The 24199-nt window shown below is 68.8% G+C and carries 25 protein-coding genes; 15 read left to right on the forward strand and 10 right to left on the reverse strand.

Annotation, left to right across the window (positions count from 1 at the left end; all coding sequences use genetic code 11):
* Positions 1–72: 72 nt before the first annotated feature.
* A complete protein-coding gene (serB, locus tag ABZS29_RS31070; RefSeq protein ID WP_355467274.1) occupies positions 73–1290 on the reverse strand; it encodes a phosphoserine phosphatase SerB in 1218 nt (405 codons plus the stop codon).
* A gap of 350 nt (positions 1291–1640) precedes the next feature.
* Positions 1641–2375 carry a hypothetical protein gene (locus ABZS29_RS31075; RefSeq protein WP_355467276.1) on the reverse strand — a complete coding sequence of 245 codons (735 nt, stop codon included), beginning with the start codon at positions 2373–2375 and terminating at the stop codon, positions 1641–1643.
* A gap of 47 nt (positions 2376–2422) precedes the next feature.
* On the opposite strand from ABZS29_RS31075, the gene ABZS29_RS31080 reads away from it, so the two are divergent.
* The 4 genes from ABZS29_RS31080 (at position 2423) to ABZS29_RS31095 (ending at position 5998) form a co-directional block, all read left to right on the forward strand.
* Complete coding sequence (locus ABZS29_RS31080) at positions 2423–3205, forward strand: ABC transporter ATP-binding protein (RefSeq protein ID WP_355467278.1); 783 nt, start codon at positions 2423–2425, stop codon at positions 3203–3205.
* Positions 3206–3377: 172 nt separating this feature from the next.
* Positions 3378–3914: an NfeD family protein gene (locus ABZS29_RS31085; RefSeq protein ID WP_355467280.1), complete on the forward strand. Its 537-nt coding sequence runs from the start codon at positions 3378–3380 to the stop codon at positions 3912–3914.
* A gap of 127 nt (positions 3915–4041) precedes the next feature.
* Positions 4042–5184 (forward strand): SPFH domain-containing protein, encoded by a 1143-nt coding sequence (locus ABZS29_RS31090; protein ID WP_355467282.1) that lies wholly within the window; start codon positions 4042–4044, stop codon positions 5182–5184.
* Positions 5185–5251: 67 nt separating this feature from the next.
* Complete coding sequence (locus ABZS29_RS31095) at positions 5252–5998, forward strand: sulfite exporter TauE/SafE family protein (RefSeq protein ID WP_355467284.1); 747 nt, start codon at positions 5252–5254, stop codon at positions 5996–5998.
* On the opposite strand, the gene ABZS29_RS31100 is transcribed toward ABZS29_RS31095, so the two are convergent.
* Positions 5982–6632 (reverse strand): TetR/AcrR family transcriptional regulator, encoded by a 651-nt coding sequence (locus tag ABZS29_RS31100; RefSeq protein ID WP_355467286.1) that lies wholly within the window; start codon positions 6630–6632, stop codon positions 5982–5984. The two genes, ABZS29_RS31095 and ABZS29_RS31100, sit on opposite strands and share 17 nt — an antisense overlap.
* Positions 6633–6682: 50 nt before the next feature.
* Between ABZS29_RS31100 and ABZS29_RS31105 the strand changes: the two genes are divergently transcribed.
* On the forward strand, positions 6683–7636 hold the full coding sequence (locus tag ABZS29_RS31105) for a zinc-binding dehydrogenase (RefSeq protein ID WP_355467288.1): 954 nt from the start codon (positions 6683–6685) through the stop codon (positions 7634–7636).
* A 20-nt stretch (positions 7637–7656) separates the two neighbouring features.
* Positions 7657–8085 (forward strand): organic hydroperoxide resistance protein, encoded by a 429-nt coding sequence (locus ABZS29_RS31110; RefSeq protein WP_355467290.1) that lies wholly within the window; start codon positions 7657–7659, stop codon positions 8083–8085.
* A 10-nt stretch (positions 8086–8095) separates the two neighbouring features.
* Here the strand turns inward: ABZS29_RS31110 and ABZS29_RS31115 are convergent, their stop codons facing one another.
* The 3 genes from ABZS29_RS31115 to ABZS29_RS31125 all read right to left on the reverse strand — a co-directional run bounded on the left by ABZS29_RS31115 (position 8096) and on the right by ABZS29_RS31125 (position 9885).
* Positions 8096–8920, reverse strand: coding sequence for a helix-turn-helix transcriptional regulator (locus ABZS29_RS31115; protein WP_355467527.1), 825 nt, complete (start codon positions 8918–8920; stop codon positions 8096–8098).
* 147 nt (positions 8921–9067) lie between these two features.
* Positions 9068–9598 carry a YbaK/EbsC family protein gene (locus tag ABZS29_RS31120; protein WP_355467292.1) on the reverse strand — a complete coding sequence of 177 codons (531 nt, stop codon included), beginning with the start codon at positions 9596–9598 and terminating at the stop codon, positions 9068–9070.
* Entirely contained in the window at positions 9595–9885 is a 291-nt protein-coding gene (locus ABZS29_RS31125; protein WP_355467294.1) for a GNAT family N-acetyltransferase, read from the reverse strand. Before ABZS29_RS31125 ends, ABZS29_RS31120 begins: the two co-directional genes overlap by 4 nt.
* 99 nt (positions 9886–9984) lie before the next feature.
* Between ABZS29_RS31125 and ABZS29_RS31130 the strand changes: the two genes are divergently transcribed.
* Positions 9985–11565 (forward strand): MFS transporter, encoded by a 1581-nt coding sequence (locus ABZS29_RS31130; RefSeq protein WP_355467296.1) that lies wholly within the window; start codon positions 9985–9987, stop codon positions 11563–11565.
* Here the strand turns inward: ABZS29_RS31130 and ABZS29_RS31135 are convergent.
* Entirely contained in the window at positions 11558–12493 is a 936-nt protein-coding gene (locus ABZS29_RS31135; protein WP_355467298.1) for an alpha/beta hydrolase, read from the reverse strand. The two genes, ABZS29_RS31130 and ABZS29_RS31135, sit on opposite strands and share 8 nt — an antisense overlap.
* Positions 12494–12610: 117 nt before the next feature.
* Between ABZS29_RS31135 and ABZS29_RS31140 the strand changes: the two genes are divergently transcribed.
* Genes ABZS29_RS31140 through ABZS29_RS31150 form a run of 3 tightly spaced genes read left to right on the forward strand, consistent with a single transcriptional unit; the run spans position 12611 to position 15657 of the window.
* Complete coding sequence (locus tag ABZS29_RS31140; protein ID WP_355467300.1) at positions 12611–13630, forward strand: helix-turn-helix domain-containing protein; 1020 nt, start codon at positions 12611–12613, stop codon at positions 13628–13630.
* On the forward strand, positions 13615–15078 hold the full coding sequence (locus ABZS29_RS31145; RefSeq protein WP_355467302.1) for a cobyric acid synthase: 1464 nt from the start codon (positions 13615–13617) through the stop codon (positions 15076–15078). Before ABZS29_RS31140 ends, ABZS29_RS31145 begins: the two co-directional genes overlap by 16 nt.
* A 21-nt stretch (positions 15079–15099) precedes the next feature.
* Positions 15100–15657 carry a DinB family protein gene (locus ABZS29_RS31150; protein ID WP_355467304.1) on the forward strand — a complete coding sequence of 186 codons (558 nt, stop codon included), beginning with the start codon at positions 15100–15102 and terminating at the stop codon, positions 15655–15657.
* Position 15658: 1 nt separating this feature from the next.
* Here the strand turns inward: ABZS29_RS31150 and ABZS29_RS31155 are convergent, their stop codons facing one another.
* Entirely contained in the window at positions 15659–18199 is a 2541-nt protein-coding gene (locus tag ABZS29_RS31155; protein ID WP_355467306.1) for a phosphocholine-specific phospholipase C, read from the reverse strand.
* 145 nt (positions 18200–18344) lie between these two features.
* Between ABZS29_RS31155 and ABZS29_RS31160 the strand changes: the two genes are divergently transcribed.
* From ABZS29_RS31160 to ABZS29_RS31180, 5 genes are read left to right on the forward strand one after another with little or no spacing between them, the layout of a single operon-like run.
* Entirely contained in the window at positions 18345–19466 is a 1122-nt protein-coding gene (locus ABZS29_RS31160; RefSeq protein ID WP_355467308.1) for a CaiB/BaiF CoA-transferase family protein, read from the forward strand.
* A gap of 13 nt (positions 19467–19479) precedes the next feature.
* On the forward strand, positions 19480–20622 hold the full coding sequence (locus ABZS29_RS31165) for an acyl-CoA dehydrogenase family protein (protein ID WP_355467310.1): 1143 nt from the start codon (positions 19480–19482) through the stop codon (positions 20620–20622).
* A gap of 60 nt (positions 20623–20682) precedes the next feature.
* Positions 20683–21279: a sulfite oxidase-like oxidoreductase gene (locus ABZS29_RS31170; RefSeq protein ID WP_355467312.1), complete on the forward strand. Its 597-nt coding sequence runs from the start codon at positions 20683–20685 to the stop codon at positions 21277–21279.
* Positions 21249–22019, forward strand: coding sequence for a ferredoxin reductase (locus tag ABZS29_RS31175; RefSeq protein ID WP_355467314.1), 771 nt, complete (start codon positions 21249–21251; stop codon positions 22017–22019). The genes ABZS29_RS31170 and ABZS29_RS31175 overlap by 31 nt, the downstream gene beginning before the upstream one ends.
* Positions 22020–22022: 3 nt before the next feature.
* Entirely contained in the window at positions 22023–22283 is a 261-nt protein-coding gene (locus ABZS29_RS31180) for a DUF6510 family protein (protein WP_355467316.1), read from the forward strand.
* Here ABZS29_RS31180 and ABZS29_RS31185 read toward each other — a convergent pair.
* Both ABZS29_RS31185 and ABZS29_RS31190 read right to left on the reverse strand, forming a co-directional pair.
* Positions 22259–23383 (reverse strand): hypothetical protein, encoded by a 1125-nt coding sequence (locus ABZS29_RS31185; RefSeq protein WP_355467318.1) that lies wholly within the window; start codon positions 23381–23383, stop codon positions 22259–22261. The two genes, ABZS29_RS31180 and ABZS29_RS31185, sit on opposite strands and share 25 nt — an antisense overlap.
* Positions 23384–23416: 33 nt before the next feature.
* Positions 23417–24160, reverse strand: coding sequence for a MerR family transcriptional regulator (locus tag ABZS29_RS31190; protein ID WP_355467320.1), 744 nt, complete (start codon positions 24158–24160; stop codon positions 23417–23419).
* Positions 24161–24199 lie beyond the last annotated feature (39 nt).

A 24199-nucleotide genomic window follows, 5' to 3' on the forward strand; every position in this document is an offset into this window, starting at 1 on the left:
AGTGGCGCAGATCCGCCCACGCCGTACACGCTCGGCCGGAGCACACGAGGTCGCCGTACGGCAGGTGCCGGCTCAGGTCGGCTGGTCGGCGTCGGCGGTTTCTACTTCTTCGCGGCTGATGCCGAGGAGGTAGAGGATCGTGTCGAGGTAGGGGACGCTGAGGTGGGTGTCGGCGGCGGCCTGGACGACCGGTTTGGCGTTGAACGCGACGCCGAGGCCGGCGGCGGCGAGCATGTCGAGGTCGTTGGCGCCGTCGCCGATGGCGACCGTCTGCGAGAGCGGGGTGTTCGAGCGCTCGGCGAACTGGCGGAGCGCGGTCGCCTTGCCGGCGCGGTCGACGATCTCGCCGATCACGCGGCCGGTGAGCACCCCGTCGACGATCTCGAGTTCGTTGGCCTTCGCGTAGTCGATGCCGAGTTCGGCGGCGAGCTTGTCGGTGATCTGGCTGAAGCCGCCGCTGACGATCGCGAACTGGTACCCGAGCCGCTTCAGCGTCCGGACCAGCGTCCGCGCACCCGGTGCGAACTGGATCGCGTCGTACACCTCGTCAAGGGCAGACGCCGGCAGCCCGGCCAGCGCCTTGACCCGGTGCTCGAGCGACTCGGCGAAGTCGAGTTCACCGCGCATCGCCTGGTCGGTGACCCGGGCGACCTCCTCGAGCCGGCCGGCGTGCCCGGCGAGCATCTCGATCACCTCGCCCTGGATCAGCGTGGAGTCGACGTCCATCACGATCAGCCGCTTGGCCCGCCGGTACAGCCCGCCATCCTGGACGGCGACGTCGAGTCCCTGCCGCACACCTTCCTGCGCGAGCACAGTCCGCAGCGTCTCCGGCTCCGCACCGGAGACCGCGATCTCCATCGCCGTCACCGGGTACCGCGCCATCCGGCTGATCCGGTCGATGTTCGCGCCGGTGTCCGCGATCCGCCCGGCGATCGCCGCCAGCCCGACCGCCGACAGCGGGTGCCCGATCACAGTCACCTGGCTGCGGCCCTTGCGCCGGGGTTCGTTGTCGCCGACACCCTTCTTCACCGAGATGTCGATATCGAGCGCGCTGGCGAGCGCCTTCAGCTCTTCCTTCAGGTCCTTGTGGTCCCGGGGCGCCGACAGCAGTACGCCGAGGATCAGCCGCCCCCGAAGCACGACCTGCTCCGCGTCGATCACTTCCAGCCCGCGGGTCGCCAGCGTCGACAGTACGGCGGACGTCAGGCCCGGCCGATCCGTCCCGGTCAACGTGACCAGCAACGTCGGGCGATCGGCCGAATGCATCTCGAACTCAGGCTGCGCAGTCATGACACCCCGAACGCTACAGACAACACCTGTCCACCGCTGGTCCGGTCCACATCCCAAACATGAACACCACCCCACCGCCACCCCCGCCGTACCAGCCCCGGCTCCACCACACGAGCGGATATCCCTCCGTCGCACCCGTTCTCCCGCCTGGTGAACGGGGGAGAACGGGCAACGCGGCGGGTTATCCGCTCGGCTTGCCTCTTCTCTGCTCGTATCCGAGGGGGAGCGGCAATTTCAGGGGATATCCGTCCACGTTGCTCCTTCTCTACTCATATTTCGAGGGGAGAAGGAGCAACGTGAGGGGATATCCGTTCAAATTGCGGGAGGGCGGTTGGGCGGGAGGGCGGCGGTCAGTCGAGGACTGGGGGAGCGCAGGCGGCTACCAGGGCTCGGCGGGCGGCGGTGGCCAGGGACAGCAGCGTACGGCGGCGCGCGTCGGCATCGAGGGTGGTGATCGCGGCGCCGTCGTCCTCGAGGGCGGCATCGGCGATGGCGAGCAGACGACGGGCCGTGGCAGCGGACTTGACCGCGCGGGACGGGTAGCCGGGTGCGAGGTCGTCGCCGCGGCCGGTGCCGATCCGGCGGATGTCGATGAGGGCGTCGGCCACCTCGGGCTTCCAGCGCGCGACGTCCATCGCGGCCAGCGAGTCGGCGGCATCGATCAGGGCGAGCCGAAGCGCTCGGTCGGCCTCGCCGAAGTCGGCGGGCTGCGGACTTGTCGCGGGCAGCGCGGTCCACTGCACCGCAGGACCGACGTACGCCGGGACCAGGCCGAGGTCGGGTCCGGTGAAGAGGACCGCCTCGCCGGACTCGAGTGCCACCTCGTTGAACGACGGCGGTCCGGCCAGACCGATCGGGTCACCCGGAATCGGTAGCGCGAGATGCGCCTGCTTGGCGCCGGCGGCGCGGAGCAGATTGAGGGCGACGGGCAACGTCGCGGGCGCCGGATGGCCGGGCAGTCCGGCGACCTGATGACCGACGTCCTCGCCGAGGATCTTCTCCGCGGCGGTGTCGGGATCGCAGGCGCCGGTGAGCATCGCGTTCGTCCACACGGTGAACCGGACGGAGGCGGAGGTGGTCAGCACGCATGCCAGTGTCTCACCCCCGTACGGCACCACGTAGGTTTGCCCGCATGACTGCTGTGGTGGAGCTGGCAGATGTCTCGATCGTGCGCGGTGAGGCAACGCTGCTGGACGGTATCGACCTGACCGTGGACGAGGCCGATCGCTGGGTTGTCATCGGACCGAACGGGGCCGGCAAGACCACCCTGCTGCAGATCCTGGCCGCGCAGATCCATCCGACCTCGGGGGTCGTCGGCCTGCTCGGCGACGTCCTCGGCACGGTCGACGTCTTCGAGCTGCGGCCGCGGATCGGCCTCACGAGTGCGGCACTGGCCGACCGGCTGCCGCGCGGCGAGCGGGTCTCCGACGTCGTCGTCTCCGCGTCGTACGCCGTCCTCGGGCGCTGGCGCGAGGAGTACGACGAGCTCGACCACCAGCGCGCCAAGGAACTGCTCAACGAGCTCGGTATCGCGCACCTCAGCGACCGCACGTTCGGCACGCTGTCCGAGGGCGAGCGCAAGCGCGTCCAGATCGCCCGGGCGCTGATGACGGATCCCGAGCTGATGCTGATGGACGAGCCGGCCGCCGGCCTCGACCTCACCGGCCGCGAGCAGCTGGTCCGCTCACTCAGCTCGATCGCGACCGCCGTCGGCGCCCCCGCGATGATCCTGGTCACCCACCACGTCGAGGAGATCCCGCCCGGCTTCACGCACGCCCTGCTGCTCAAGCAAGGCAAGGTCGTCGCCGCCGGCCCGATCGCCCAGGCCCTCACCGCCGAGACCCTCAGCACCACCTTCGACATGGCCCTCTCCCTCACCCACGAGGACGGCCGCTACACCGCCCGCGCCCTCTGACCGCCGTACGGCATCTGATGGGTTGACCCACGAGGTTGTGGGTTCTGCACCCTCATGCGGGTGGGAAACCCACAAGCTGATGGGTGAACCCACGAGATGGTTCGGGAGCCGGATCGGTAACGGGTGCGTCGAAGGGCCTACCGAATAGCCCGAACGTGGATAGGGTTGGCAGATGGACTGGTTGCGCGAGAACCTCTGGGTCGCCTGGCTGTCGATCGCCGGCGTGCTGGCCCTGGCCGAGCTTGCCTCGCTCGACTTCACGCTGCTGATGCTGGCGGCCGGTGCGTTCACCGCCGCGGGTGTGGCGGCGATCTTCCCCGGGCTGCTCTGGCTGCAGATCGTCGTCGGCCTGGTGACCGCCGCCGCGATGCTGGCCGCGATCCGGCCGATGATCGTCCGCAAGATCCATGACGGCAAGGAGCTGAAGACCGGCTCGGCGCACGTGATCGGCCGCACCGGCACGGTGGTGAAGGAGATCCACCCCGACGGCGGCGGCTCGATCCGGCTCGGCGGCGAGCTCTGGACCGCCCGCCCGTACGACGAGGTGTCGACGATCAAGCCGGGGACCCGGGTCGAGGTGATGTCGATCGACGGCGCGACCGCGGTCGTCTATCCGGTCAGTGAGCCGGTGCGCCATGAGCTCGACACGCACCCCGGGCTGAACGACCCCGAGCCCGGCCCGCCGCCGCCCCAGTCACCCGCGCAGTAGGCTCGACAGCAGGGACGCCGCACACCGTGCCCGAACCGGTACCGACGCGCCGGGAACCGGAACGCCGGATGCCCCGTCGATACGAAAGACTGTCTGTTCTGAGGGTTCTGTCGAGTTGGAGGGTCCAGTGATCGGCTTCCTTGTGGTGCTGGCGATCGTCGCCTTGTTGGTGATCGTCACCCTGGCCAAGTCCGTAAGGGTGGTGCAGCAGCAGACCGTCGGCATCGTCGAGCGGTTCGGCAAGTACAAAACCGGCCTGCAGCCGGGCCTGAACCTGCTCACCCCGTTCGTCGACAAGGTCCGCTACACCATCGACATGCGCGAGCAGGTCGTCTCGTTCCCGCCGCAGGGCGTGATCACCGAGGACAACCTGATGGTGTCGATCGACTCCGTCATCTACTTCCAGGTCAACGACCCGGTGCGGGCGACGTACGAGATCTCGAACTACATCCAGGCGATCGAGCAGCTGACCATGACGACGCTGCGCAACATCATCGGTGGCATGGACCTGGAGCAGACGCTGACCTCTCGTGAGGAGATCAACGAGAAGCTCCGGTACGTGCTGGACGAGGCGACCGGCAAGTGGGGCATCCGGGTGAACCGCGTCGAGCTGCGCTCGATCGACCCGCCGCCCTCGATCCAGGACTCGATGGAGAAGCAGATGCGCGCGGACCGCGACAAGCGCGCCGCGATCCTGACCGCCGAAGGTATGCGGCAGTCGGCCGTCCTGTCGGCCGAGGGCCAGAAGCAGTCCGCGATCCTGACCGCCCAGGGTGACAAGGAGTCCCGCATCCTGCGCGCGCAGGCCGAGCGGGAGGCCCGGATCCTGAAGGCGCAGGGTGAGGCGCAGGCCATCACCACAGTCTTCAACGCGATCCACGCCGGCAAGCCGGACCAGGGTCTGCTGGCCTACCAGTACCTGCAGATGCTGCCGTCGATCGCCCAGGGCGACTCGAACAAGCTCTGGATCATCCCGAGCGAGATCGGCAAGGCGATGGAGGGTCTCGGCAGTGCCGTCGGCCAGATCGCCGGCATCCCGCAGAAGGCCGAAGGCAACTGGCAGGCGCCGGAGATCTCCGACGCCGCCGCCGCGCCGGAGGTCGAGGGTGGTGTTCAGGACAAGGCCGTCGCCGAGGCCGACAACGCCGTCCAGGAGGCGATCGCCGCCGCCCAGAGCGCCGCGGTCAGTGGCCGGACGGCTCCGGCCGCCGCGCCGTCGACCAGCCCGGAGCACACCCTGCCGGAGGCAGAGCCCCCGCTGGAGCGCTGAACAGCCGTCTCACCAGGGCCTCCCAATCACTGGGGGGCCCTGTTGCTGTCTGTAGAGTCAGGCAACGATGACATGGTTCGAGGCGCTGTTCGTCCTGATGGCGGGAATGGGCGCGGGCACGATCAACGCCGTGGTCGGGTCCGGCACGCTGCTGACGTTCCCGGCGCTGCTCGCCGTCGGCATTCCGCCTGTGCTCGCGAACGTGAGCAACAGCGTCGGCCTGGCTCCCGGTACGGCGGCCGGCGCGATCGGCTACCGGCGTGAGCTCGAAGGTCAGCGCGGCCGGATGATCCGGCTGGTGCCGGCCTCGCTGCTCGGCGGTGTCGTCGGGGGAGTGCTGCTCCTCACGACACCCGAGTCCGCGTTCCATGCCGTCGTACCGGTGCTGATCCTGCTCGGCTGTGTCCTGGTCGCCTTCCAGCCGTGGCTGTCGAAGTGGATCAGCGTCCCGTCGCACACGCATCGCGGCGCCTGGTGGGTGCTGCCCGCGGTCTTCGCCACCGGCGTGTACGGCGGGTATTTCGGCGCCGCCCAGGGTGTCCTGCTGATGGCGATCCTCGGCCTCGGCCTGGACCCGAACCTGCAGCGGATGAACGGCCTGAAGAACGTCCTGGCCACCGTCGTGAACACCGTGGCCGCGATCCTGTTCATCATCGTCGCCGACGTGGACTGGCTGGCGGCCGCGCTGATCGCGGTCGGATCCACGATCGGCGGATTCCTCGGCGCCCGCTACGGACGCAAGCTGCCGCCGGTCGCGCTCCGCGGGCTGATCGTCTGCATCGGCATCCTGGCCATCGTCACGATGCTGTTCTAGCGATCAGCCCTTCGAGCAGCAGATCGAGGCCGTAGTCGAACTGCTTCTCGCCACCGGTGGTCCTGGACAGCTCCGGCGCCAGCTCGACCACGGTCGGGAAGTCGCGCGACGACAGCGACTCCATCGAGGCGCGCAGCCGGCGCAGTGCATCCGGATCGAGCTTCTCGTGCGCCATCTGGATCTCCCAGGTCGTCGCGCCGAGCACGTAGGTGAACAGTGTCGTGTGGGTGCGCGCCGCGGTCTCCGGCTCGAAGCCGGCCGATCGCAAGACGCTCAGCAGACCTTCGGCGACCCGGGCGGTCTCGTGGCCGCTCAGTGGCCGGCTCGCGAGTAGTTGCGCAAGGCAAGGATGTTGGAGCATCAGGACGCGCAGGTCGCGGCAGACCGAGCGGACCTGGTCCGGCCAGGGCAGTCCCTCCGGCGGCGGTGGCATCAACCCCATCAGGTGGTCGCGGATGGCGTCGTACAGATCGTCCTTGTTGCGGAAGTAGGTGTAGAGCGCCATCGGGCCGACGCCGAGCTCGGCCGCCACGCCGCGCAGGCTGAACCCGTCGGCGCCCTTCGCCTCCATCAGCTCCAGGGCGGTCCGGACGACCAGCTCGGGATTCAGCGTGTTCCGCGGTGTGCGGGGCATGTGACGTAGCTCCCTTCGATGTCGCTAACGTACAGTGTATAGTACAACGTATGCGAGCAATCGAGATCACTGAGTTCGGTGGACCTGAGGTCCTCAAGGCCGGCGAGGTCGCGGATCCGGTCGCCGGTGACGGCCAGGTGCTGATCACCGTCGATCACGCCGGGATCAACTACGCCGACACCCACCAGGTGGAGAACAGCTACCTGCAGGCGGCCAAGCTGCCGATGATTCCGGGCGGTGAGGTGGTCGGTCACACGGCCGACGGCCGCCGGGTCGTCGCGCTGGTCGGCTCCGGTGGGTACGCCGAGAAGGCCGTCGCCCACGCGCCGTACGCCTGGGACGTTCCGGAGGGCGTCACCGACGGGCAGGCGCTCGCGCTGGTGCTGCAGGGCACGACCGCCTGGCACCTGCTGAAGACCTCGACCCACTTCCGGCCCGGCGAGTCCGTGCTGGTGCACGCCGGTGCCGGCGGCGTCGGATCGCTGGCGATCCAGCTGGCCAAGCACTGGGGCGCCGGCCGCGTGATCGCGACCGCGTCGACCGAGGAGAAGCGCAAGCAGACCCTCGAGCTCGGCGCCGACGTCGCCATCGACGGTACGCCGGAAGGCCTGAAGGACCGCATCATCGAGGCGAACGGCGGCAAGCCCGTCGACATCGTGCTCGAGATGGTCGGCGGACCGACCTTCGACGAATCGTTCGCGGCCCTGGCCAAGTTCGGTCGTCTCGTCACCTTCGGTGCGGCTTCGCGTGAGTCCGCCGCCCCGATCGAGTCGAGCCGCTTGATGAAGGGTTCGAAGACCGTCGTCGGCTTCTGGCTCGCCGACTGCTTCGGCGACCCGCGGCTGCTCGGTGAGCCGCTGACCGAGATGTTCGGTCTGGTCGCCGACGGCACGCTGCGCCCGATCGTCGGTGGCGAGTACGCGCTGTCCGAGGTCGCGACCGCCCACGAAGACATGCGAGCCCGCCGTACTGTCGGCAAGCTCTTGCTCGACCCCACCCGCTGAAACCTCGAAGGACAACAATCATGGCTACTGCAGTCGAGAAGGTTCTGTACACCGCCAAGGCCACCGCGGAAGGCGGCCGTGACGGCAAGGTCGCGAGCAGCGACGGCAAGCTCGAGGTCATCGTGGCCCCGCCGGCCGAGCTGGGCGGTACCGGCAACGGCACCAACCCGGAGCAGCTGTTCGCGGCCGGCTACGCGGCCTGCTTCCAGAGCGCGATGATGACGGTCGCCCGTAGGCTTCGCGTCGACGTGACCGGCTCGACCGTCACCGCGGAGGTCGGCCTCGGCGCGATCGCCGGTGGCGCCTACGGCCTCCAGGTCGCGCTGGTCGTCAGCCTGCCCGGTCTCGAGCAGGACGTCGCCCAGGACCTGGTCGAGAAGGCCCACCAGGTCTGCCCGTACTCCAACGCCACCCGCGGCAACATCGTCGTGGACCTCAAGCTGGCCTGAGCCTGATCGGTCAGTCGAGCCGCGCCAGGGCCTCTTTCAGCAGGCCCTCGGTCGCGGAGACGGGTGCGGCCGCGATCGTGAGCCCCTCCATGATCGCGGCGTACTCGTCGACCTCCTCGAGCTTGTCGAGGTAGAGCGCGCTCGCCGCGTGCTCGATGTAGACGATGTCCGGCAGGTCCCCGTCGGGGAACCGCAGGATGCTGAACGCGCCGCCCGCGCCGGGATAGCCGACACTGCTGAACGGCATGATCTGCAAGGTGATGTTGGGTTCCTGAGCCAGCTTCATCAGGTGCTCGATCTGGTTCCGCAGAATCTCAGGTCCACCGACCGGCCGGTGCAGCACCGACTCGTCGATCACCACCCACAGCCGCACCGGACTGGTTCGGGTCAGGATCTGCTGCCGGGTCACCCGCAGCGCCACCCGTTGGGCCACCTCGTCGTCCGGCAGGTACGACTTCCCCAGCTGTACGACGGCCCGCGCGTACTCCTCGGTCTGCAGCAGCCCGGGGACGAACATCACCTCGTAGGTCCGGATCAGCGTCGCCGCGACCTCGAGCCCGACGTAGTTGGTGAACCAGGTCGGCATCACATCGCCGTACCGGGACCACCAGCCGGGGTTGTTCGCGGCCCGGGCCAGCTCCATCAGCCGGAACCGCTCGTCCTCGTCCTGCATCCCGTACAGGTCGAGCAGGTCGCTGACGTCGCGCTCCTTGAAGCCGACCCGGCCGAGCTCCATCCGGCTGACCTTCGACTCCGAGGCGCGGATCTGCCAGCCCGCGTCGGCGCGACTGATCCCGGCCTGTTCCCGCATCCGCCGGAGCTGTCCGCCCAGCATGATCCGTAACGCCGTCGGCCCACCGTCTCCGCTGCCGCCGGTCACCGTCACCCCATCACCTGCTACGCCCGTCCACTCACCCATTTCAGCCCGCGATGCTACTCCGTGTCCACGGGCCGGGGCCGGTCGCCGCTCCGTGGACCCGGATCAGCTTTGGGCGAGGGCGAGCACGGACGCGGTCGGCAGCTTCGCGAGCTCCGCGCCGTCGATCAGGATCTTGGAGGCGCGGATGCCGCTCCCGATCACCACCGGACCGGCCGCGACGACCGCTTCGTCGACCAGCACCGGCCACTCCGCCGGCAGGCCGATCGGCGTGATCCCGCCGTACTCCATGCCGGTCGTGCCGACCGCGTCGTCCTGCGCCGCGAACGAGATCTTCCGGACGCCGAGGTGTTTGCGGATCACGCCGTTGACATCGGCCCGGTCGTCGGCCAGCACGAGCACCGCGGCGTACGACGACTCACCGCCGCGCTTGCCGAGCACGATCACGCAGTTGGCCGACGCCGCCATCGGTACGTCGTACTCCGCGCAGAACGCAGCCGTGTCGGCCAGCCCCGGATCGATCGCCGCCGCGTACGCCGGCAGGTCGCCGATCGCCGCGCGGGTCGGCGCCGCCAGCAACTCCGGTACGTCGGCCGCCGGCTGCCAGTCGAGTTTGCCCAGTACCGGGGCGGTCATCCGGCCACCAGGTCGGCGTACTCGGTGTGCTTGGCGAGGTAGTCCTGGTAGTACGGGCAAGCAGGCTTGACTCGCAGCCCCTGCTCGCGGGCGTCGTCGAGCGACTTCACCGCGATCCGGCCGGCCACGCCACGGCCGCGGAACTCGGGCAGCGTCTCCGCGTGCAGGAAGGTGATCCGGCCGGGATGCAGTGCGTAGTCCACGAATCCCATCAGGGCGCCGTCGGCGTCGAGCGCCTCGTACCGGCTGCGCTCCTTGGCGTCCACGACGCTGATCTCGTTCTCCATACCGGCCACTCTAGGTCGGGTTTGGAAAGCGCGGTCCTCGGGGTACGGGCTCCGGTGGGCGTGTCCCATCAGGGGACGCGGGGCTCGGGAGGAGCACGGATGAGTAGCGAGCACGCACTGAACGAAGGCAAAGCGATCCCGAGTCTTGTGCCGGCCCGGATGGACCGATTGCCCTGGACCAGATTCCATTGGATGATCGTCGTCGGCCTCGGCGTCTCCTGGATTCTCGACGGTCTCGAGATCCAGCTGGTCTCCCTGGTCGGCAACACGCTGAAAGAAGGCGCGACCCTCGGGCTGAGCACCGCGGAGGTCGGTCTGCTGGCCTCGATCTATCTGGCCGGTGAAGTGGTCGGTGCGCTCGTCTTCGGCCGGCTGACCGACAAGTGGGGCCGGCGCAGCCTGTTCATCATCACGCTGGTGGTCTACCTGGTCGCGTCCGGCGCGGCCGGTCTGACCTGGGACTTCTGGTCGCTCGCGCTGTGCCGCTTCGTGGCCGGTATGGGCATCGGCGGTGAGTACGCCGCGATCAACTCCGCGATCGACGAGCTGATCCCGTCGAAGTACCGCGGCCGCGTCGATATCGGTGTCAACGGCACCTACTGGGCCGGTGCGCTGATCGGGTCCGCGGTCGGTCTGGTCTTCCTGAACACCGACATCATCCCGATCGAGTGGGGCTGGCGGCTGTGCTTCCTGGTCGGCCCGGTGATGGGTCTGATGATCATCTACCTGCGCCGGCACATCCCGGAGAGCCCGCGCTGGCTGATGACGCACGGCAAGGTCGAAGAGGCCGAGCGGACCGTCGACCGGATCGAGGAGACCGTCCGCTCCCAGGGTGGTCAGCTGCGCGAGGTCAGCGACGACGAGGCGCTGAACGTCGTCGACTACCCGCCGGTGACGTACCGCGAGATCGCCCGGGTGATGCTGCGCGACTACCGCAGCCGCTCGTTCCTCGGTTTCTCGATGATGGTCACCCAGGCCTTCCTCTACAACGCGATCTTCTTCACCTACGCCCTGGTCCTGAAGTCGTACTTCGGCTTGAGCGACTCCGGTGTCGCGCTCTACTTCTTCCCGTTCGCGATCGGCAACCTGGCCGGTCCGCTGCTGCTCGGCCACTGGTTCGACACCATCGGCCGGCGCAAGATGATCTTCGCGACGTACTCGATCGCAGCCGTCGTCCTGTTCATCACGGCGCTGCTGTTCAACGCCGGTTCGCTGAATGCGACCACTCTGACGCTGATGTGGTGCGTGACGTTCTTCTTCGCCTCGGCCGGCGCCTCGTCGGCGTACCTGACGGTGAGCGAGATCTTCCCGATCGAGCTGCGTGGTCAGGCGATCTCGTTCTTCTTCGCGATCTCGCAGCTGACCGGTGGCGTGGTGGCGCCGTTCCTGTTCGCGTCGCTGATCGGTGAGGGTGAGCACCCGGCCCGCGGGCCGCTGGCCGTCGGCTACGTCATCGGTGCGGTGATCATGCTGGTCGGTGGTGTGATCGCGTGGTTCTTCGGTGTCGACGCCGAGGGGCAGTCGCTGGAGAACGTCGCCAAGCCGCTGTCCGCGCGCGAGGGCGGCACCCGCTTCCAGGGGGCGGCCCCGCGGCTGCCGAGTACCGATGCCCAGGGTCGCCGGATCACGCCGGTCAAACCCGAGGCGGAGCAAAGCGCGAAGGAACCGCCCGTCAGCTGAGCGCGCGGCGGATGGCGTCCATCACGTCGGACGCCATCCGCTTGCTCACCTCGGCGCCCGCCACCAGGCCGGACCCGTGGAAAGTACCGCGGTAGTGGTGCAGCTCCGTGCTGACGCCGGCTTCGAGGAGCCGCTGGGCGTAGCTGATCCCTTCGTCGCGCAACGGGTCGAACTCGCAGACCGAGACGAACGCGGGCGGTAGCCCGGACAGATCCTCGGCGCGGGAGGGAGCGGCGTACTGGAGTCCGAGGGTTTCCGGGGTGCCGGAGAGGTAGTACTTCCAGCTGTACTCGGCGTTCGGACGGTTCCACAACGGGGTGTCGACGAACTGCTGCATGGACGGGGTGTCCAGCCGGTCGTCGAGCTCGGGGATCTCCAGGAGCTGGAAGCAGAGCGCCGGGCCCTTCCGATCGCGCGCGAGGAGCGCGACGGCGGCCGAGAGTCCACCGCCCGCGCTGCCGCCGCCGACTGCGATCCGGCCCGGATCTACGCCGAGTTCGGCGGTGTTCGCGGCGAGCCACTCGAGGGTGGCGTAGCAGTCCTCGAGTCCCGCGGGGAAGGGGTGCTCCGGCGCGAGCCGGTAGTCGGGGGAGACGACCACGGCACCGGTCTCGGCCGCGATGTCGACCGACAACTGTTCGGTCATCTCCGGGTCGCCCATCACGAACCCGCCGCCGTGGATGCTGAGGAACCCGGGCCGCGGCCCGTCCTGCGCGGTCGGCGTGTACACCTTCGTGCGGATGGCGTAGCCGTCGTGGCCGCGGATCGTCACCTCGCGGATCTCGATCCCGTCCGGTACGACGACCGGCGGAATCATGCCTTCGAGCTCCCCGGCCCGCTCGCGGACGACGGACATGTCACTGAGGTCGATCTCCGGAAGCATCGCCAGCCAGGGTGTCAGTTCCGGGTCGATCGCGTACTTCGTCATGGTGGTGCCTCTCTGCTCGCCGACCCTTCGAGCATGCCGCTCCAGCCTGACACGCCGCAGCCGCCGGGTGGCGGAGATCCGGGGCCCGCTGTCCGCCGTTCGGCGTAACCTCGCGGTATGAAGGGCCTGTTGCTGCGGCTGTCGTCGCTCGACTCCGATGCGGAGAGTGCCGTCCGCGTGATCGGCTTCTTCGACGCGCTGATGACGGACCGCGCCGAGCTCACCACCTTGCTCCGCAGTACGGCGGCACTCGCCGAATGCCCGGTCGGTGTTGACGCTCCCGGCCGCGGTCTCGTCCTGCGCGCCGACCCTTCCGGCACCATCGATCTCGAGGGACCGCCCGCCGACGCGGATCTTCGTGAGTACGCCGACGCCCGCTTCTGGCTGGCCCGCTCCGGAGCCGCACTGCCGCTCGACGAGATGGTGCTCGAACGCTTTGCGCTGGCCGGCTCGCTGCTGCTCGATCGCACGGTCAGCAACCTTCCGGCGGTCGGCGACCCGGCGTTGGTCGAGCTGGTCGTCTCCGCGACAGCAGGAATCGCCGAACGCTCCCGAGCTTTGCATCTGCTGGGCATCACGCCCACCAGCACCCTGCGCGTCGCGGTGTCGTCGCAGGCTCCTGCTGGGCGCGTGATCTCGGGTCCGGTCGGCGATCACGTGGTGAGCTTGTGGACGGATACGGATGTAAAGCCGGCGGCTGAGGTGCGGACTGGGGTGGGGCCGGTGGTGCCGGCTATTCGGGCGGCTGACTCGTGGCGGGACGCGTGTACGGCGTACCGGCTCACCTCGCCCGAGGCACCCGTCGTACGGGCTGACGAGCTGGGCGGCTTGCTGGTCGTGGTCGAGCGGCTGCGGCCGGAGGACATCGCGGCCTCACCGGATGTCGCCGCGCTGGACCGGATCGCGGCCGAATCCGGCGGCGAGGACCTGCTCGCGATTCTGCGGGCGTTCGCCGTCACGGACTCGGTGCGGAAGGCGGCCGCGCTGGTCTTCCGCCACCACAGCACGGTGGCGTACCGGCTCGAGCAGGCTGAGTCGATGCTCGGGTTCTCGTTCGGCAATGCGAACGGCCGGTTCCGCCTGCAGCTGGCGCTGACGATGCGGGCCTTAGGATCGAGCGCGTGGCAGGACTCCTGATCGCCGGTACGACGTCCGACGCCGGCAAGACGACCGTGGTCACCGGGTTGTGCCGCTGGCTCGCGCGCCAGGGCGTCCGGGTGGCGCCGTACAAGGCACAGAACATGTCGAACAACTCGATGGTCTGCGCGGACGGTACCGAGATCGGTCGGGCCCAGTGGATCCAGGCGATCGCGGCGAACGCCGAGCCCGAGGCCGCGATGAACCCGGTGCTGCTCAAACCTGGCAGCGACCGCCGTAGCCACGTCGTCCTGATGGGTCAGCCCTGGGGCGAGCTCTCCGCGCGCGGCTTCCTGACCGAGCGCGCCGAGCTGGCGAAGGCGGCCTTCGCCGCGTACGACGACCTGGCGTCGCGCTACGACGTGATCATCGCCGAGGGCGCGGGCAGCCCCACCGAGATCAACCTGCGCCAGTCGGACTACGTGAACATGGGTCTCGCGCAGCACATCAAGTCGCCGGTCGTGGTCGTCGGCGACATCGATCGCGGGGGAGTGTTCGCCTCGATGTTCGGCACGGTCGCGCTGCTCGACGCCGCCGACCAGGCGCTGATCAGCGGCTTCCTGGTGAACAAGTTCCGCGGCGACGTCTCGCTGCTTCAGCCCGGGATCGACATGCTCACGTCGGTCACCGGCAGGCCGACGTACGGGATTCTTCCGTGGCTGCCCGAGCTGTGGCTGGATTCCGAGGACGCGCTCGACATCCCGGTACGCCGTACCGCGGGAAGCGCCGACGTGGTCTCGATCGCGGTCGTCCGGTTCCCGCGGATCAGCAACTTCACCGACCTCGACGCTCTCGCCGCCGAGCCGACCAACAGCGTCTTCTTCACCACGAGCGCTGCCGAGATCCGCGATGCCGACCTCGTCGTCCTGCCCGGATCACGCGCCACCGTCGCCGACCTGGAGTGGCTGCGGTCGCTCGGCCTGGACGTCGCGATCACTGCCCGAGCCGCCAAGGGCCGGCCCATCCTGGGCATCTGCGGCGGCTACCAGCTGCTTGGCGGCGCGATCACCGACCCGCACGGCGTCGAAGACGGCGGCACTCACACCGGCCTGAGTTTGTTGCCGGTAGCAACCGAGTTCGAGCGCGCCAAGACGCTCGCGCGGCCGGCGCCGACGGCGTACGAGATCCACCACGGCATCGTCAGCGTCACCGGCGACGCCGATCCCTTCCCCGGCGGCTGCCGCACCGGCAACACCTGGGGCACCATCTGGCACGGCCTCCTCGACGACGACGCCACCCGCCACGCCTTTCTCACCGAGATCGCCACCCTCACCGGCAAACCCGCCCCCGACGGCACCACCTCCTTCACCGCCCTCCGCGAAGACCGCCTCAACCGCCTCGCCGACGCCATCAACGAATACGTCGACACCGACGCTTTGATGCGCCTCATCGAGTCCGGCCCCACCACCGTCCCCTTCATCCCGCCGGGCGCGCCGAAAACTGTCTGAGGGGGCGGATAGCGTGCGGCCATGAAGACGGTGTTGCACGACTACTTGAGGGATACCCGGGCGCTGCTGCTGGCGAAGCTGGAGGGGTTGAGCGACTACGACCAGCGTCGGCCGCTGGTGCCTTCAGGGACGAACCTGCTCGGGCTGGTGAAGCACCTGGCGGGTATCGAGTACGTGTATCTCGGGACGAGCGTCGGGCGGCCGCCGGCGGGGCCGTTGCCGTGGGAGGCGGATGGGTCGGTGTGGGAGGGCGCCGACATGTGGGTGAAGCCGGACGAGAGCGCCGACTACATCACTGGGTTGTACCGCGAGGCTTGTGCGCACAGCGATCGGTCGATCGCCGAGTTGGAGCTGGATGCGCCGGCCGAGGTTCCGCATTGGGCTGCGGAGGAGCGGCGGACGACGTTCGGGGCGTTGCTGGTGCGGGTGGTCGACGAGACCGCGCATCACGCCGGCCATGCCGACATCGTCCGCGAGCTGATCGATGGCCAAGGAGGCAAGGACAGCACGATGCTGGACGAGGCCGGCTGGTCGGAGTACTACACCACGATTCAGCGGGCGGCCGAGACGTTCAAGTAGATCACCAGCCCAGTGGGGTGAGCTCGGCGGCGCTGCTCCACGGGCCTCGGTTGCCGGCTTCGCTCAGTGCGCGGAGGCGGAGGTAGCGAGCGGTGGTGGGCCAGCAGCGGATCGTCTTGGCGGCTGCGGTGTCGGCGAACCGTCCGGTGGCGTGGGCCGAACCCCAGGTGGTGCCGTCGGTGCTGAGGTACAACTCGTACTGACCGATGCGCCCGTTGGCGCCGCCGTCCTGCCGCGGCAGATAGGTGAGTCCGGTGACGGTACGCGCGGAACCCAGATCAAGCTGAATCTCGTGCGGCAGCGGGCTCGCCGGGTCGCTCCACCGGGTGTGCCAGTACGACGAGGTGTTGCCGTCGATCGCCGCACTCGCCGGTGCGTTCTCGCCGACCGTCTCCTGGCTGTCGAACGAGCGGACTGTGCAGGCCAGCCGGCCCGACGACATGACCGGGTCACTGATACTCGCAGTGCCGTTCTCGAGATGTCCCGCGAACCGGCGACTGAAACCGTCGGTCGTGTCGGCGGTGGCGGTGAGGTCGTACCAGCCACCGGCGCCGTTGGCCGTGCTGAACCAGTCCTCGACCGTCGCACCGGCAGCGACGCCGTACGTCCATGGTCCGCCCGCGCGGTTGTTGGTCTGGACCGTGATCACGCACGCCTTGGTCCCGGTGTTGGTCATCTTCAACCAGACCAGGTTGTCGGCCGGCGCGTACCGCAGCGTGACCTCGGGATTGGCGTTGCCGCTCGTCGTCGCCGTGACCCGGTTGCCGGTGAAGCGCCGGACGAAGCCGTTCGGTCCGACGGCGGTCAGGTCGTACGCGCCACTGGGCGTACCGGCTTGCCAGTAGTCGGAAAGGTTGCTTCCGGCACCGACTGTGTAGCGCCAGGGGCCATCGGTACGGAAGGCGTTCGCATAAACGTAGAAGTGGGCTCCGGCGGTTCCGGTGTTGGCGAAGTCGATCCAGAATTTGTCGGCGGCAACTCTGCCGGACGCGGTCAGTGCGTACGGCAACGGCCGGGCCGTCCGCGGCCCGGGCTCCTGAACCGGCAGGGCCTGCACAGCCGGGGGAGCCGGGTACGTCGTCTCCCAGCCCGGCGTCGGCGGTGTCGAGGGCAGCGTCGGGTAACTCGGGTTCGTCGTGGTCAGGTCGAGCGCGGACGTGAGGTCACCGCAGACCGCCCGCCGCCACGGCGAGATGTTCGGCTCGGCGATCCCCGACCACTTCTCGAGGAACTGCAGGACCGAGGTGTGGTCGAAGACCTGGGAGCAGACGTTGCCGCCGCGGCTCCAGGGCGAGACGACCAGCATCGGCACCCGGGTGCCGAGCCCGATCGGCTCGCCGTTGACCAGCTCGTCGGCAACGCCGGGAGTCGACTGACCCTCGCTCGTCGAGACGGGTGGCACCGGCGGCGGCACATGGTCGAAGAAGCCGTCGTTCTCGTCGTACGTGATCAGGACGAGGGTCTTGTTCCAGACTGCCGGATTCGAGGCGAGCTTGTCGAGGATCTCCTTGGTGAAGTTGGCACCCTCCGCCGGACCCCACGCGGGGTGTTCACACTTCGGCTCCGGAGCCACGATCCACGAAACCGCCGGCAGCCGCCCGTTGGCCACGTCGGCGGCGAAGGCAGGCACGAGCTGGTCCGCGGCCACCCGGGCCAGGCCCCGATCGTAGAGCCGGCGCTCGGCCGCGGAGAGCGTCGCGACCCCGTCCGCAAGCTGCTGCAGCAAGGTTGCGCGCTGGGCGGCCGTGCCGGGGCGGATGCCTTTGTCGTAGAAGAACTCGAGCTTGCTGTACGACGTCTTGGCGAGCGCCTTGCGCCCGATGTCGAGGAACGTCTTGAAGAAGTCGAGCGAGTTGTCGCCGTAGTTGTCCCACTCCTGGTACACGCGCCAGCTCTTGCCCGCCGCTTCGAGCCGCTCGGCGTACGTCGTCCAGGTGTAGCCGGTATGGCTCGCGTTCTGCCATGCATCGTTGCCGATGGCACGGGTCGACGTACCGGGTTCGTAGCCGAGCATGCCGGTGAACAGGTAGAACCGGTTCGGATTGGTCGGCCCGAGCTCGGAGCAGTGGTACGCGTCGCAGATCGTGAAGGCGTCGGCGAGCGCGTAGTAGAACGGCAGCTCGGACCGCAGATGCGTCGCCATCGTGTACTTCGTCTTCTGCGGAATCCACTGATCGTTCCGGCCGTGGTTCCAGGCGTTGTGCCCGGAGGCCCAGTCATGCGGAGTGCCGGTCATGTACTGGCTCGCGACCGGATAGGGCAGGACGTAGCCGGTGCCGTTCGGCTGGTGGAAGACCGAGCGGCCGGTGGACAGTGTGCGTGCCAGCGGATCGTTGAAACCGCGGACACCGCGCAGCGTGCCGAAGTAGTGATCGAAGGAGCGGTTCTCCTGCATCAGGATCACCACGTGCTCGATCGTCTCCAGCCCGCCGGTGGCGGCCGGCGCCGCGAGTGCCCGCTGCAGGCTCTCGGGGAGAGCGGAGAAGACGCCGGCGGCCGCAGCCGTGAGTCCGGTCGTGCGGAGGAAGTCACGCCTGTCCATCGTCATGTGCTTACCTGTTCGTTCGGGGCGGTAGCGTGCAGTACTGCGCATCCGGTTCTAGCGGTCGGCCGTGAACCCGTCAAGGCCACGAGAAGAACAGATCATGACTTGACGACTGTGACAGTAGAACTGTCACAATGGCTCCATGGGACCCCTGGAAGGCGTGAAGGTCGTCGAGCTGGCCGGTCTCGGCCCGGCGCCGTTCGCCTGCATGCTGCTGGCCGAGCTCGGCGCCGACGTGCTGCGGATCGAGCGGCCCGGCGGCGGCCTCGCGATGGGACCGCCGGAGCTGGAGCTGGTCAACCGCGGTCGCCGCAGCGTCGCGCTCGACCTCAAGAACCCGGCCGCGATCGACGTCGTACGGCGCTTGGTCGCGGAGGCCGACGTACTGGTCGAGGGGTTCCGGCCCGGGGTTGCCGAGCGGCTCGGGGTCGGTCCGGAGGACTGTCACGCACTCAACCCGCGTCTCGTCTACGGCCGGATGACCGGCTGGGGCCAGGACGGGCCGCTTGCGCAGTCAGCCGGCCACGACATCGACTACCTCGCCTTGTCCGGTGCGCTGCACCTGATCGGCCGGGCCGGTGGACCACCTCAGGTCCCGGCCAACCTGCTCGGTGACTTCGCGGGCGGCTCGCTGTACCTGGTGGTCGGCGTGCTGGCTGCTCTGCACAACGCCCAGCGCACCGGCGAAGGGCAGGTCGTCGATTCCGCGATCGTCGACGGCTCCGCGCACCTGACGACCATGCTGCTCGGCGCGCTCGCCGGGGGAGCGTGGAAGCAGGAGCGCGGGACGAACCTGCTCGACACCGGCGCACCGTTCTACGACGTGTACGAGACCGCCGACGGCAAGCATGTCGCGGTCGGCGCGATCGAGCCGCAGTTCTACGCCGAGCTGATCGACAAGCTCGGCATCGACGCCCCGGACCGCTATGACCCGGCCAACTGGCCGGACCTTCACAAGGTGCTGGCCGAGACGTTCCGCCAGCGCCCGCAGGCCGAGTGGACCGAACTCTTCGACGGCTCTGACGCGTGTGTCGCGCCAGTCCTCCCAATGGCCGGTGACCACCCGCATCTGGAAGCTCGCGGCGTTTTCGTCGACAAGGACGGCGTCCGCCAGGCCGCGCCCGCGCCGCGCTTCTCCCGTACGCCGACCACTCTCGACCGGCCGCCCGCCAGAGCCGGTCAGCACACCCGGGAGGCCTTGGCTGACTGGGGCATCACCGATATCGACGGTCTGTTGCAGACCGGCGCCGCCGTCCAGAACTGAAAGAGGTCCGCCTGTGGAACGTCAGCTCTTCGACGCCGATCACGACGCCTTCCGGGAGACCGTCCGGGCCTTCTGCGACAAGGAGATCGTCCCGCACCACGACAGCTGGGAGGAGGCCGGCATCGTGCCGCCGGAGCTGTGGACTGCGGCCGGCCGGCAGGGACTGCTCGGCTTCATGGTCCCCGAGGAGTACGGCGGTGGTGGTGCGCGCGACTTCCGGTTCAACGCCGTCCTGCTCGAGGAGGCGGCCCGGGCCCACGCCAGTGGAGTTGGCTTCTCGCTGCACACCGACATCGTCTCGGCGTACCTGCTCGATTATGCGAACGACGAGCAGAAGGCACGCTGGCTGCCCGGCTTCTGCTCGGGCGAGATCATCACCGCGATCGCCATGAGCGAGCCCGGCGCCGGTAGCGACCTGCAGGGCATCCAGACCACCGCCCGCCGCGACGGTGACGACTACGTGTTGAACGGCCAGAAGACCTTCATCTCCAACGGCATCCTGGCCGACCTCGTGATCGTGGTCGCCAAGACCGACCCCGACGCCGGCGCCCAAGGCATCTCGTTGATCGTCGTCGAGCGTGGCATGCCCGGGTTCGAGCGCGGCCGCAACCTCGACAAGATCGGCCTGAAGGCCCAGGACACCGCCGAGCTGTTCTTCGACGACGTCCGCGTCCCGGCCGCGAACCTGCTCGGCGAAGAGGGCCAAGGCTTCGTCTACCTGATGCAGAAGCTCCCGCAGGAGCGCCTCGCGATCGCCGTCATCGCCGTCGCCGCCTGCGAGAACGTCCTCGACGAAACCCTGCGCTACGTCAAGGAACGGACCGCGTTCGGCCGCCCGATCGGCTCGTTCCAGAACAGCCGGTTCGTGCTCGCCGAGCTCGCCACCGAGATTCAGATCGCCCGGGTCTTCGTCGACCGCTGCGTCACCGAACTCAACGCCGGCACCCTCACCGTCGCCGAGGCCGCGATGGCCAAATGGTGGACCACCGAGCTCCAGAAGAAGGTCGTCGACCGCTGCCTGCAGCTGTACGGCGGCTACGGCTTCATGACCGAGTACCCGATCGCCAAGGCCTACCTGGACACCCGCGTCCAGACCATCTACGGCGGCACGACCGAAATCATGAAGGAAATCATCGGCAGGACCCTGGGCATCTGACTGGGCATCTGAGAGGTCGAGATGGTTGACTGCCCTCAGGATGCTTGAGGGAGGTCAGCGATGGGGATCGTGTCGCCGGGGTTCACCGGACGCCGCCGGGGTGCGGAAGAGCTCCCGCCGGGGCAGTACCTGACCCATGACTTCCCGGTGCTGTCGGCGGGGCCGACGCCGCAGGTGCGGACCGAGCACTGGGAATTCACCGTGACCACGGAGTCGGGGGAGAAGCACAAGTGGGACTGGGCCGCGCTGCTGGCGTTGCCGGCCGAGGAGATCACCAAGGACATCCACTGTGTGACGCGCTGGTCGAAGCTGCAGACCGAGTGGCAGGGCGTCTCGCTCGACACGCTGCTCGCTGACGTCGAGACGTCGGCCGACTACGCGCTGGTGAGCAGCTATGGCGGATACACGACCAATCTGCCGCTGGACGACCTGCTGGACGGTCAGGCCTGGATCGCCTACGAGTACGAGGGCGAGCCGATCGACCCCGAGCACGGCGGGCCGGCGCGGCTGCTGGTGCCGCATCTGTACTTCTGGAAGAGCGCCAAGTGGGTCCGCGGTCTGACGCTGTCCGACAGCGAGGACCTGGGGTTCTGGGAGACCGCCGGCTATCACGAATACGGAGACCCATGGAAAGAACAGCGGTACGCCGGCGACTGAGCTGGCAGGTCGCCACCGTCGCCGACGTACGACGGGAGACAGCGACCGCCCGCACCATCGTGCTCGACGTTCCGGAGTGGCCGGGACACCTCGCCGGACAGCACCTCGATGTCCGGCTCACCGCGGACGACGGCTACCGCGCGTCGCGGTCGTACTCGATCGCTTCGGCATGGACGAGCCGGGGCGAGGGGATCGAGCACAAGTCCGGTACGACGATCGAGCTGACGGTCGAGTCGGTTCCGGACGGCGAGGTCTCGCCGTACCTGGTCGAGGTCCTGAAACCCGGCGATCCGCTGGAGATCCGCGGCCCGGTCGGCGGCTGGTTCGTCTGGACGCCTGAGCAGGAAGGGCCGGTCCAGCTGATCGGCGGCGGTTCCGGAGTCGTCCCGCTGCGGGCGATGCTGCAGGCCCACGCCTCCAGTACGACGCCGGTCCGGCTGCTGTACTCGGTCCGTCGCCCGACGTCGGTGATCTACGTGGACGACCTTCGCGACCTGGCGACCTCCGACGACGTGCACGTCAGCCTCGTCTACACCCGCGAAGCCCCGCCCGGAGAAACCCGCGTCGGCCGGATCGACGCCGACGTGATCGAGCGGCTCGCGTTCGCCCCGGCCGACCGGCCGACGACGTACGTCTGCGGACCGACGCCGTTCGTCGAGACCGTGGCCGATCTGCTGGTCGCGGCCGGCCACGACCCCGCCCGCATCAGGACCGAACGCTTCGGACCGACAGGAGGCTGAGCGATGACCGACTACCTGGACGGCAACGCCGCCGCCGGCGCGCTGAGCGAGGTGTTCGCGGTCGATGTGACGGCCGCGATCGCTCGCTGCGACGGCTGCGGCCAGACCGGTGTCTTCGCCGACACCCGCCTTTACCTGAACGCACCGGGCATGGTCGCCCGGTGCGCAGGCTGCGATCACGTGCTGCTGCGCGTCGTCACCACGCCGGCCGAGACGTGGGTCGATTTACGCGGCCTGACCTACCTCCGGCTTCCGACGCCCTGATCGACCTTCACGTCGACCGCGAACGGCCGCACGGCGCCGGTCAGCAACGGCATCCCGCTGCGGTCGTTCAGCAGGTAGCGCTTGAAGAACGCCGACGTGTACGCCGTCGCGACAGAGCGCTGCTGCGGTTCGGTCATGCGCTTGTCCGTGCAGTCCGCGGGCGCGTCGTCGTACGCGCCGACCTGGCCGCTCGCCGGTGACCACTGGGTGTTGAAGAAGTCGTGGTTCGCGCCGCGCACAGTCCACTCGTAGAGCGGCTGCTTGTTGTTCGCCTGCAGGTAGTCGTAGACGTTGCCGCGAACCGCGCCGTCACACGTGCCGATGAAGGCGCCGACCGGGATGTTCGTGATCCGGTAGCCATCCAGCTCAGGGTTGTTCGGGTCGTCGTCGGGGGAGTAGGGCTCGGCGGCGGCGAGCGGAATGACCGCCTTGATCCGGACACCGGCCGGCCAGTCCCTCTGGTGCTGATCGGCCGCGTAGAACAGCGTGCCGCGGCCGCCACGCGAGTGACCCATCAGGCCGACGTTCGTCAGATCGGCGTGGCCCTGGAAGTTCACCGGAAGCTTGCCGGCCAGCGGCCCGCGGCCGGTGCTGGACAGTTGCTGCCACATTTTCAGGTGCTGGTTGATCAGTGCGGCGCGGGCCTCGTCCTGCTCCTGGCCCATCCGCGCCTTGGTTCCGTTCGCGCTGATCGAGATGACGATCATGCCTTGCGCGGCGAGCGTCGTACCGAGGTAGTCGTAGCCGCGGTAGTTGGGGATCTCGGGTGTACCGGCGGCGCACGGCCAGGCGTCGAGCTTCTCCCAGTCTTCGTCCTTCCAGGCCTGCTTGTCGGCACAACTGATCCACAACCCGTGCGAGATCAGTACGACGGGATAGCGGTGGCCGGCCAGGTCCTTCGGATAGTGAACGACGGCGGTGAGCTCGCCCTTCGCGGGCGTCCCGTCGGAGCCGGGTGGGAGCTCGAACACCGAGTCTCCCAGGGAATAGGTGGCGACGCCGACCCGATGTGTGGTGGATGCGGTTGCGGCTGTGGTTGCCAAGGGCAAGCAAACCACCGAGAGCAGGAGGGCGGCCGCTGCGGTCAGGATCTTCTTCACGCACCCTCGACGCGCGACCGATCCGTCAGGTTGTCATCCGGTGCTGCGTTTGCTCTGTCCGCGCTTGCTCTGGGTGCGCCGGATGGTCTCGCGCTGGGTCTCGCCGACGGCCCGCTCGTAGGCGATCACGAGCCCTTGGATCGTGACCGGTTTGAACCGCTCGACCAGCTGCTGGATGTGCTCCGGTGCGCCGCCCGAGTCGCGGTAGTGCGGCCAGACCATGGTCCGGAACACCTCGGTCAGCTCCTCGGCGATCGCCCGGCCGTGCTCGGAGAAGACCTTGGTGACGGCGAGCACCGCGTCGACCGGCAGGTCCAGGTCGAGCAGTTCGGCGCCGAGCCCGAGATGCGCCGTCGCAACGTGAAACACGTCCTCGTCGGGGGTCGGCTCGACGACGCCGAGCGCGACCAGGGCGACGATGTCGTCATCGCTCAGCTCGCGGCCGGTACGCCGTACCAGGGCGGCTCGGTCGAGGGTCTCGGGCAGGTCGCGCATCCAGGGAGTCAGCAGGGTCCGGTGCAGCGCGATGTCCTCGGGGGTCGCGTCGGCGGGAATCCGCTCCAGGTAGCCCTCGATCGCCGACAGCGTGAAGCCGTGCGCCTGCAGCTCCCGGACCAGGTCGAGGCGGGCGATGTGCTCGGCGCCGTAGTACCCGACCCGGCCGCGCCGGACCGGCGGCGGGATCAGCCCGCGCCCGGCATAGAACCGCAGGGTGCGCACGGTCATGCCGACCCGGGCCGACAGCTCGTCGACCGTGAGCGTCGCGTCTTCAGGCATGGCGGAGATCATAAACGGTTCCCCTTGACGACCGTGACA

It is taken from the genome of Kribbella sp. NPDC005582 (assembly GCF_040605415.1).
Lineage (GTDB): Bacteria > Actinomycetota > Actinomycetes > Propionibacteriales > Kribbellaceae > Kribbella.

Bases quoted from the DNA above. Each gene is read 5' to 3' on its own strand.
- ABZS29_RS31190 (WP_355467320.1), bottom strand. From the start codon at position 24,160: ATGCCTGAAGACGCGACGCTCACGGTCGACGAGCTGTCGGCCCGGGTC.
- ABZS29_RS31130 (WP_355467296.1), top strand. From the start codon at position 9,985: ATGAGTAGCGAGCACGCACTGAACGAAGGCAAAGCGATCCCGAGTCTT.
- ABZS29_RS31150 (WP_355467304.1), top strand. From the start codon at position 15,100: ATGAAGACGGTGTTGCACGACTACTTGAGGGATACCCGGGCGCTGCTG.
- ABZS29_RS31080 (WP_355467278.1), top strand. From the start codon at position 2,423: ATGACTGCTGTGGTGGAGCTGGCAGATGTCTCGATCGTGCGCGGTGAG.
- ABZS29_RS31095 (WP_355467284.1), top strand. From the start codon at position 5,252: ATGACATGGTTCGAGGCGCTGTTCGTCCTGATGGCGGGAATGGGCGCG.
- ABZS29_RS31085 (WP_355467280.1), top strand. From the start codon at position 3,378: ATGGACTGGTTGCGCGAGAACCTCTGGGTCGCCTGGCTGTCGATCGCC.
- ABZS29_RS31100 (WP_355467286.1), bottom strand. From the start codon at position 6,632: ATGCCCCGCACACCGCGGAACACGCTGAATCCCGAGCTGGTCGTCCGG.
- ABZS29_RS31105 (WP_355467288.1), top strand. From the start codon at position 6,683: ATGCGAGCAATCGAGATCACTGAGTTCGGTGGACCTGAGGTCCTCAAG.
- ABZS29_RS31160 (WP_355467308.1), top strand. From the start codon at position 18,345: ATGGGACCCCTGGAAGGCGTGAAGGTCGTCGAGCTGGCCGGTCTCGGC.
- ABZS29_RS31135 (WP_355467298.1), bottom strand. From the start codon at position 12,493: ATGACGAAGTACGCGATCGACCCGGAACTGACACCCTGGCTGGCGATG.
- ABZS29_RS31140 (WP_355467300.1), top strand. From the start codon at position 12,611: ATGAAGGGCCTGTTGCTGCGGCTGTCGTCGCTCGACTCCGATGCGGAG.
- ABZS29_RS31120 (WP_355467292.1), bottom strand. From the start codon at position 9,598: ATGACCGCCCCGGTACTGGGCAAACTCGACTGGCAGCCGGCGGCCGAC.
- ABZS29_RS31155 (WP_355467306.1), bottom strand. From the start codon at position 18,199: ATGGACAGGCGTGACTTCCTCCGCACGACCGGACTCACGGCTGCGGCC.
- ABZS29_RS31170 (WP_355467312.1), top strand. From the start codon at position 20,683: ATGGGGATCGTGTCGCCGGGGTTCACCGGACGCCGCCGGGGTGCGGAA.
- ABZS29_RS31125 (WP_355467294.1), bottom strand. From the start codon at position 9,885: ATGGAGAACGAGATCAGCGTCGTGGACGCCAAGGAGCGCAGCCGGTAC.
- ABZS29_RS31115 (WP_355467527.1), bottom strand. From the start codon at position 8,920: ATGCTGGGCGGACAGCTCCGGCGGATGCGGGAACAGGCCGGGATCAGT.
- serB (WP_355467274.1), bottom strand. From the start codon at position 1,290: ATGACTGCGCAGCCTGAGTTCGAGATGCATTCGGCCGATCGCCCGACG.
- ABZS29_RS31175 (WP_355467314.1), top strand. From the start codon at position 21,249: ATGGAAAGAACAGCGGTACGCCGGCGACTGAGCTGGCAGGTCGCCACC.
- ABZS29_RS31110 (WP_355467290.1), top strand. From the start codon at position 7,657: ATGGCTACTGCAGTCGAGAAGGTTCTGTACACCGCCAAGGCCACCGCG.
- ABZS29_RS31180 (WP_355467316.1), top strand. From the start codon at position 22,023: ATGACCGACTACCTGGACGGCAACGCCGCCGCCGGCGCGCTGAGCGAG.